At 73.2% G+C, this 6567-nt stretch carries 6 protein-coding genes; 4 read left to right on the forward strand and 2 right to left on the reverse strand.

Annotation, left to right across the window (positions count from 1 at the left end):
* Nucleotides 1-90: 90 nt before the first annotated feature.
* Nucleotides 91-2007 carry a DUF4914 family protein gene (locus CWIS_RS14050; RefSeq protein ID WP_082156478.1) on the reverse strand — a complete coding sequence of 639 codons (1917 nt, stop codon included), beginning with the start codon at nt 2005-2007 and terminating at the stop codon, nt 91-93.
* 246 nt (nt 2008-2253) lie between these two features.
* Between CWIS_RS14050 and CWIS_RS14055 the strand changes: the two genes are divergently transcribed.
* The 4 genes from CWIS_RS14055 to CWIS_RS14070 all read left to right on the forward strand — a co-directional run bounded on the left by CWIS_RS14055 (nt 2254) and on the right by CWIS_RS14070 (nt 6280).
* On the forward strand, nt 2254-3726 hold the full coding sequence (locus tag CWIS_RS14055) for a glutamate synthase subunit beta (protein WP_048343917.1): 1473 nt from the start codon (nt 2254-2256) through the stop codon (nt 3724-3726).
* A gap of 146 nt (nt 3727-3872) precedes the next feature.
* Nucleotides 3873-4172, forward strand: coding sequence for a DUF1905 domain-containing protein (locus CWIS_RS14060; protein ID WP_048343918.1), 300 nt, complete (start codon nt 3873-3875; stop codon nt 4170-4172).
* 116 nt (nt 4173-4288) lie between these two features.
* The gene (locus CWIS_RS14065; RefSeq protein WP_082156479.1) at nt 4289-5443 is read left to right on the forward strand and encodes a glycoside hydrolase family 6 protein; all 1155 of its coding nucleotides are present in this window, start codon (nt 4289-4291) and stop codon (nt 5441-5443) included.
* Between the two features lie 75 nt (nt 5444-5518).
* Nucleotides 5519-6280: an alpha/beta hydrolase family protein gene (locus CWIS_RS14070; RefSeq protein ID WP_048343919.1), complete on the forward strand. Its 762-nt coding sequence runs from the start codon at nt 5519-5521 to the stop codon at nt 6278-6280.
* Between the two features lie 20 nt (nt 6281-6300).
* On the opposite strand, the gene CWIS_RS14075 is transcribed toward CWIS_RS14070, so the two are convergent.
* Nucleotides 6301-6567: ATP-binding domain-containing protein (locus CWIS_RS14075; protein ID WP_048343920.1), on the reverse strand; the 267-nt coding region annotated here is incomplete at its 5' end.

Consider the following 6567-nt stretch of genomic DNA (forward strand, 5'->3'; position numbering starts at 1 on the left):
TGCTCCAGGGCCGTGCCCGGACGTGGCCGCGGCGACGACCCGCCCGGCGGGGCCGGTCGTCGCCGCGGTGGTGCCCGACGCGGGGTGGCGTCAGATGTGCATGGGCGTGAGTGCCTCGTAGTCCTCGACCGAGCCGTCCTTGAGGACGACCTCGATGATGGCCCGCCCCAGCGGGTCCAGGTCGTCGGTGAGGTACTGCTCGAGCTCGGACTTGAAGAACGCGTTGATGATCGCCGCGCCCTCGTCGTACGCCTCGAGACCGACCTGCGACTGCATCTCGGGCGCGAGCCACGTGGGCCGCACGAGCTGACCGTCGACCTTCATCTCGCGCAGCGTGTAGCCGAACAGCGAGCAGCGCGCCGGCGTGAGCTGGTCGCGACGCATCCGGCCGCCACCGCGACGGGCGAGGTACTCGCGGGTCATCCACTCGGCCGCGAAGCCCACCTGGTAGGCGCCGATGTGCTGGTTCGGGGTGAGCACGTAGCGCGTGCGGGACGCGTCCACGAGCTGACGGAGCAGCAGGTTCGCCGCCGCGACCTTGGTGCCGGTCGAGAACGGCCAGTACGAGCCGACGCCCTCGGACACCATGCCGCCGTGCTTGATGACCTTGTTCTCGGACTTCGTCTCGCCGATCGACGGGTTCTTGTCGCCGCGCGGCGCGATCAGCCGCCACACCCAGGCGAGCGCCGGGGGCACGAAGTGCGTGACGCCCATGATCCCGTAGGACGGCTTGTCCCGCGTGCACGCCGGCATGCGCACGCCGAACGTGCGGACGTCGACGTGCTCCGGCTCGGACAGCACCCCGCGGATCATCGAGCGGTCGATCACGACGCGCGGGTTCGGGCACGGCTTGCCCGTCGAGTCGAGTGTGTGCTCCCACGGCAGGGCCGTGGCGTCGGGCACGCCCTGGATGTTGAAGAACACGAGCGGCTTGTCCGGGTGGATGCACGCGCGCTCGAAGTTCGTGTCCTCGCCGTACGACCGCAGGTTGTCGACGCGCACGAACCAGCCGGCCTCGGCGTCCGCGATCACGAGACGACCGTCGGTGTCCTGCAGCGACGCGTGGCACAGCGTCATGTCGTCGGTCACGGGCGCCAGGGCGCTCGACTCGGCGAGCGTGATGACGTACGGCTCCTTCGTCACGACGTTGGTGCCGAGCAGGATGCGGCCGTCCTCCTGACGACGGAACTCCTGGCACATCTCCGACTTGCCGCCGCCCGAGGCGCCCTCGTGCATGATCACGGTCTCGTTGTCGTACGGCGTGGTCACGCGCACGGCCGAGGCGTGCGCCGTGATCCAGCCCTCCGACTCGCCGATGTCGAGCAGGACCGAGAACACGCCCTTCTTGGCGCTCGGGCCCGGGTACAGGTTGTACGCGAACACCTCGTGCAGGTCGGGCGTGCGGTCGTGCACGACGACCTGGCGACCGCCGAACGCGGTGTGCCGGAACGGGGGAGCGACGTACAGGATCGAGCGCGGCGTGAACTCGCCCAGCTCGTCGAACGTCACCCAGCCCTGCAGGTCGACGAGCGCGACCGCGAAGAACGCGGCGTTGACAGGCACGAGGGCCACCGACGGGTAGCCGAACGTCGGACCGCCGGCCTTGAACGGCACGACGACGAGGTCCTGCTCGCCGAGCCAGTCGAGCGTCGCGGTCTTCGTCGGGGCGAATTCCTCGCCGAAGACGTCGCGGTAGCGCGGCTTGTCCGTCGGGAGGTCGTCCGCGATCCGCATGCAGTCCGGGTCGCGCCGGCGCATGTAGTCCTCGGGGTAGTTCACCGCCATGCCGTTGCGGCACCGGGTGACTGTCGCCTCGACGATGCGGCGCATGCCCTCGTCGGTCGACACGTCGTAGGCGACCTCGTGGATCGGGCCGCCGACCGGGCCGAGCGCGAGCTGGTAGAGCTCGTCGCGCGTCTGCGGGACCAGGACCCGAGGGCTGGACTCGACCGCGGCGCGCACCGCGGGCGGCAGGTGGACAGCGGACAGGGCTGAGACGGCGTCCACGGGCGCTCCCTTCGTCGGGGACCCGACCCGTGGACGAGCAGAACACCAGGGCGAGGTCCGCACTTGACCTGGAGATTACGTCCGGCGGATCCGGACAACCCGGGACCTGGGTCACATGCACCCGCCGCGCTGCAGGTCGGGGCGCGGCTGCAGATCGGGGAGCAGCACGACGTCGTCGGGATGCTCGAGCCGGCCCGGGACCTAGGGCGGGCGAGACGGACACGGTCGGGGTCTACGTTCGCGACCATGGCCGATCCCCGCGGGTTCCTGCGCGTCCGGGGCCGTGAGCTGCCCGCCGACCGTGCCGTACCGGTGCGCATCCTCGACTGGGCCGAGGTGCACGAGCACCCGACCGGCGACCCCGAGGCGCTCGCGCTGCTGCACCGGCAGGCGGGACGGTGCATGGACTGCGGCGTGCCGTTCTGCCACCACGCGTGCCCGCTCGGCAACCTCATGCCCGAGTGGAACGACCTCGCGTGGCGCGGGCAGTGGCTCGACGCCGCCGACCGCCTGCACCTCACGAACAACTTCCCCGAGGTCACCGGACGGCTGTGCCCCGCGCCGTGCGAGTCCGGGTGCGTGCTCGGGCTCAACCAGGAGCCGGTGACGATCCGCCACGTCGAGCTCAGCATCGCCGAGGAGGCGTTCGCCCGCGGCTTCGTCGTTCCCGTGGTGCCCCAGCGGATGAGCGGTCACACCGTCGCGGTCGTCGGCTCCGGGCCCGCCGGCTTGGCGGCAGCGCAGCAGCTCACGCGCGCGGGCCACACCGTGAGCGTCTACGAGCGCGCGACCGCGCCCGGTGGGCTGCTGCGGTTCGGCATCCCCGAGTACAAGCTGCCCGCGGACGTCGTCGAGCGGCGGATCGACCTCATGCGCGCCGAGGGCACCGTGTTCCGCTGCGGCGTCGAGGTCGGCGTGGACGTCACCGGTGCCGAGCTGCTCGCGCGGCACGACGCGGTCGTCGTGACCGTCGGCTCGACCGTCCCGCGCGACCTCCCGGTGCCCGGCAGGTCGCTGCGCGGCGTCCTGCCCGCGATGGACTACCTGGTGCCCGCGAACCACGCGGCCGTCGGCGAGCCCGTCCCCGGGGCGCCCGTCGCGACCGGGCTCGACGTCGTCGTCGTCGGCGGCGGGGACACCGGGGCGGACTGCGTCGGGACCGCCGTGCGCCAGGGCGCCCGGTCGATCACGCAGCTCGAGATCCTGCCCGAGCCGCCGCACGAGCGGCCCGCCGAGCAGCCATGGCCCACGTACCCGACCGTCTTCAAGGTCTCCACCTCGCACGAGGAGGGCGGCACGCGCGTCTTCGCCGTCAGCACGCAGGAGGTCGTCGGCGACGACGAGGGTCGGGTGGCCGGTCTGCGTCTCGTCGAGGTCGAGCGCGTCGACGGGCGCTTCGAGCCCGTGGCCGGCACCGAGCGCGTCCTCCCGGCGCAGCTCGTCGTCCTCGCGCTCGGCTTCGTCGGGCCGGAGCGCGGCGCGCTCGCGGACGCTCTCGGGCTCGATGTCGACGCGCGCGGCGCGTTCGTGCGCGACGACGAGTTCGCGACCTCGACACCCGGTGTCTTCGTGGCCGGCGACTGCGGCCGCGGGCAGTCGCTCGTCGTGTGGGCGATCGCGGAGGGTCGCGCCGCGGCCTCGTCGGTCGACCGCTACCTGACCGGCGCCACGGCGCTCCCGTCGCCGGTCACCGCCTCCACCATCTCGCTGCGCCCGTAGCTCGCCGCCCGTCCCGCTCCGGGCGCTCCTGAGCGTGGCCCACGCGGCGCGAGGCAGCGAATGCGCAGGCTGTGGCGGCGGCATCCGCGAGCAGGTGCTGGGTCGGTGCGGTGGGACGTGTCGGTGGGGGCGGGCACCATGGGGGTGTGGAAGTCGAGTTCGAGGCCGCGCTGCGCCTCTGGGACGCACGCAAGCACGACTCGTGGACGTTCGCGGACCTGCCGACGGACGTGGCCGACGAGATCGCCGACGCCGCCGAGGGGGTCTCCCGAGGGTTCGGGTCGGTCCGCGTCGAGGTGACGATCGGGACGACGACCTGGCGCACGTCGATCTTCCCGGGCGCGGAGACCTACGTGCTGCCGCTCAAGGCCGCGGTCCGGCGCAAGGAGTCGATCGAGGCGGGCGACGTCGCACGCATCCGGCTCCGCCTCGTCGACCTGCCGTGACCGAGAGCTCAGCGCGAGCAGTGCCGTGAGCGAGCACTGCCGTGAGGGAACGCTGCTCAGGTGAGGGTGCTGCCAAGCAGTGACGGGCGTCTGGATCGGCCGCTAGCCTCGAGCGGGTGACCCGTCGCCGCACGCGCCTCACCGCCCTGCCTGTCCGCTCTGCTCTGCCCGTGGTCGCCCTCGTCGTCGGGCTCGTCGGGCTGGTGCCACCCGCGCACGCGGCGGAGCCCGCGCAGGGCCCCGGACTGACGGACGGCTCGGTGGTGTCCGACGGCGTGGTGGTGTCCGACGGCGTGGTGTTGTCGGACGGCGTGGCGTCGTCGGACGGTTCGTCGGGCGCGGCGGCCGTCGCGGCCTCGCCGCGGCTGACGCAGAAGCTCTACCTCGACCCCGACACGCAGGCCGCCGCCGCGGTCGACGCCGCGCGCGCCGCGGGCCGGACGTCGGTGGCGAAGCGGCTCTCGCTCATCTCGACGGTCCCGCAGGCCCGGTGGTTCGGCGACTGGACGACGGTCGGCACGACCCGTTCGGAGGTCGCCGGCTACGTACGAGCGGCGCGCGCGAAGTCGCAGACGCCGGTGCTGGTGCTGTACGCGATCCCTGGTCGGGACTGCGGCCTGTACTCGGCGGGCGGCTTCACCGAGAAGACCTACCCGCGCTGGATCACGCAGGTCGCCAAGGGGCTGACCGACGGTGCGGTCCGCGGGTCGTCGCGCGCGCTCGTCGTGCTCGAGCCCGACGCGCTCATGCTCGACTGCGACGACGACGCGGCCGACGCCCGCCGCGACCGGCTCATCCGGAACGCGACCAAGGAGCTCGCGGCGACCGGCGCGTGGGTGTACCTGGAGGCGGGAAACGCGCGCTGGCGCACCCCGGCGGACACCGCGAAGCGGCTGCGCGCCGGCGGGATCGCCTACGCGCGTGGCTTCGCCACGAACATCTCGAACTTCGGCTTCACGACGAGCGAGAAGGCGTACGCCGCCAAGGTCGCCGCCCGGCTCGCGGCCGCCGGCGTGTCGGCGTCGCACCGGCACTACGTGATCGACACGTCGCGCAACGGCCGCGGCCCCATGGCGGACGGCGAGTGGTGCAACCCGCCGAAGCGCGGTCTGGGCGCGCACCCGCGGACCTTCACGAGCGGCGGCGCGCTCGACGCGCTGCTGTGGATCAAGCTCCCCGGCGAGTCCGACGGGCCGTGCCACGGCGCACCCGGAGCGGGGCAGTGGTGGGAGGCCGGCGCGCTCGAGCTCGTGAAGTACCGCCGCACCTAGTCGGGGGCGCGCGGGGCGCGGACACGGCCGGGCCGGGCGTGGCAGGCTGGGCGCGACGACGACCAGGAGGCCGCGATGGCGCTTGTGACCTGCCACTTCTTCTCCGACGTGCTGCAGGTCAGCACCGCGATGACCGTGCTGCTGCCGCAGGCGACCAGGTCACAGATCGGCCTGAGCGGCGTGGCCGACGACGCGCCGCCACCCGTGCTCTACCTGCTGCACGGCTTGTCCGACGACGAGACGATCTGGACGCGTCGCACCTCGATCGAGCGGTACGCCGCCGAGAAGGGACTCGCGGTCGTCATGCCGCGCGGCGGGCGGTCGTTCTACGCCGACGAGGTCCACGGCGGCGCGTACTGGACGCACCTGACGCAGGAGCTGCCCGAGCTGGTCTCGTCGTTCTTCCGCGTGTCGACCCGACGCGAGGACACGTTCGTCGCCGGTCTGTCGATGGGCGGCTACGGGGCGCTCAAGTGGGCGCTGCGCGAGCCCGGTCGGTTCGCGGCGGCCGCGTCGCTGTCCGGTGCGCTCGACATCGTCAGCGACCAGGGTCTGCGCTCCGTCGTGCCGCAGGTGTGGGGCGGCGGCCCGCCCGGCACAGGCGACGACCTGCTCGGCCTGGTCGCGGCAGCGGACCCGGCCGCGCTGCCCGCGTTGTCCGTCGCGTGCGGCACCGAGGACTTCCTGCACGCGGCCAACCTGCGCTGGCTCGACGCGGCCCGCGCGCGCGGCATCGACGTCCGCACCGACGTCGACCGTGCCGGCGACCACGACTGGGGGTACTGGGACGCGACGATCCAGGACGTGCTCGACTGGCTCCCGATCCGGGGCCGCTGAGGGTCCCTCGGGAGCGCGTCTCAGGAGGACGGCAGCGGTCGGCCCAGCCCGCTCGCACGCTGGACCCGTCGCAGCACGGCCGCACGCACGGCCGACTCGGTGCCGATCACGCGGATCCGCTCGCGTGCGCGCGTCACCGCGGTGTACAGCAGCTCGCGCGTGAGCAGGGGAGACGTGGCCGCCGGGAGCACCACGCTGACGCGCGTGAACTGACTGCCCTGTCCGCGGTGCACCGTCATCGCGTGCACGCTCTGCGCGGGCGGCAGCCGGTGCGTCGCGACGAGCCG

The organism is Cellulomonas sp. A375-1, from assembly GCF_001040865.1.
Classification (GTDB): domain Bacteria; phylum Actinomycetota; class Actinomycetes; order Actinomycetales; family Cellulomonadaceae; genus Cellulomonas; species Cellulomonas gelida.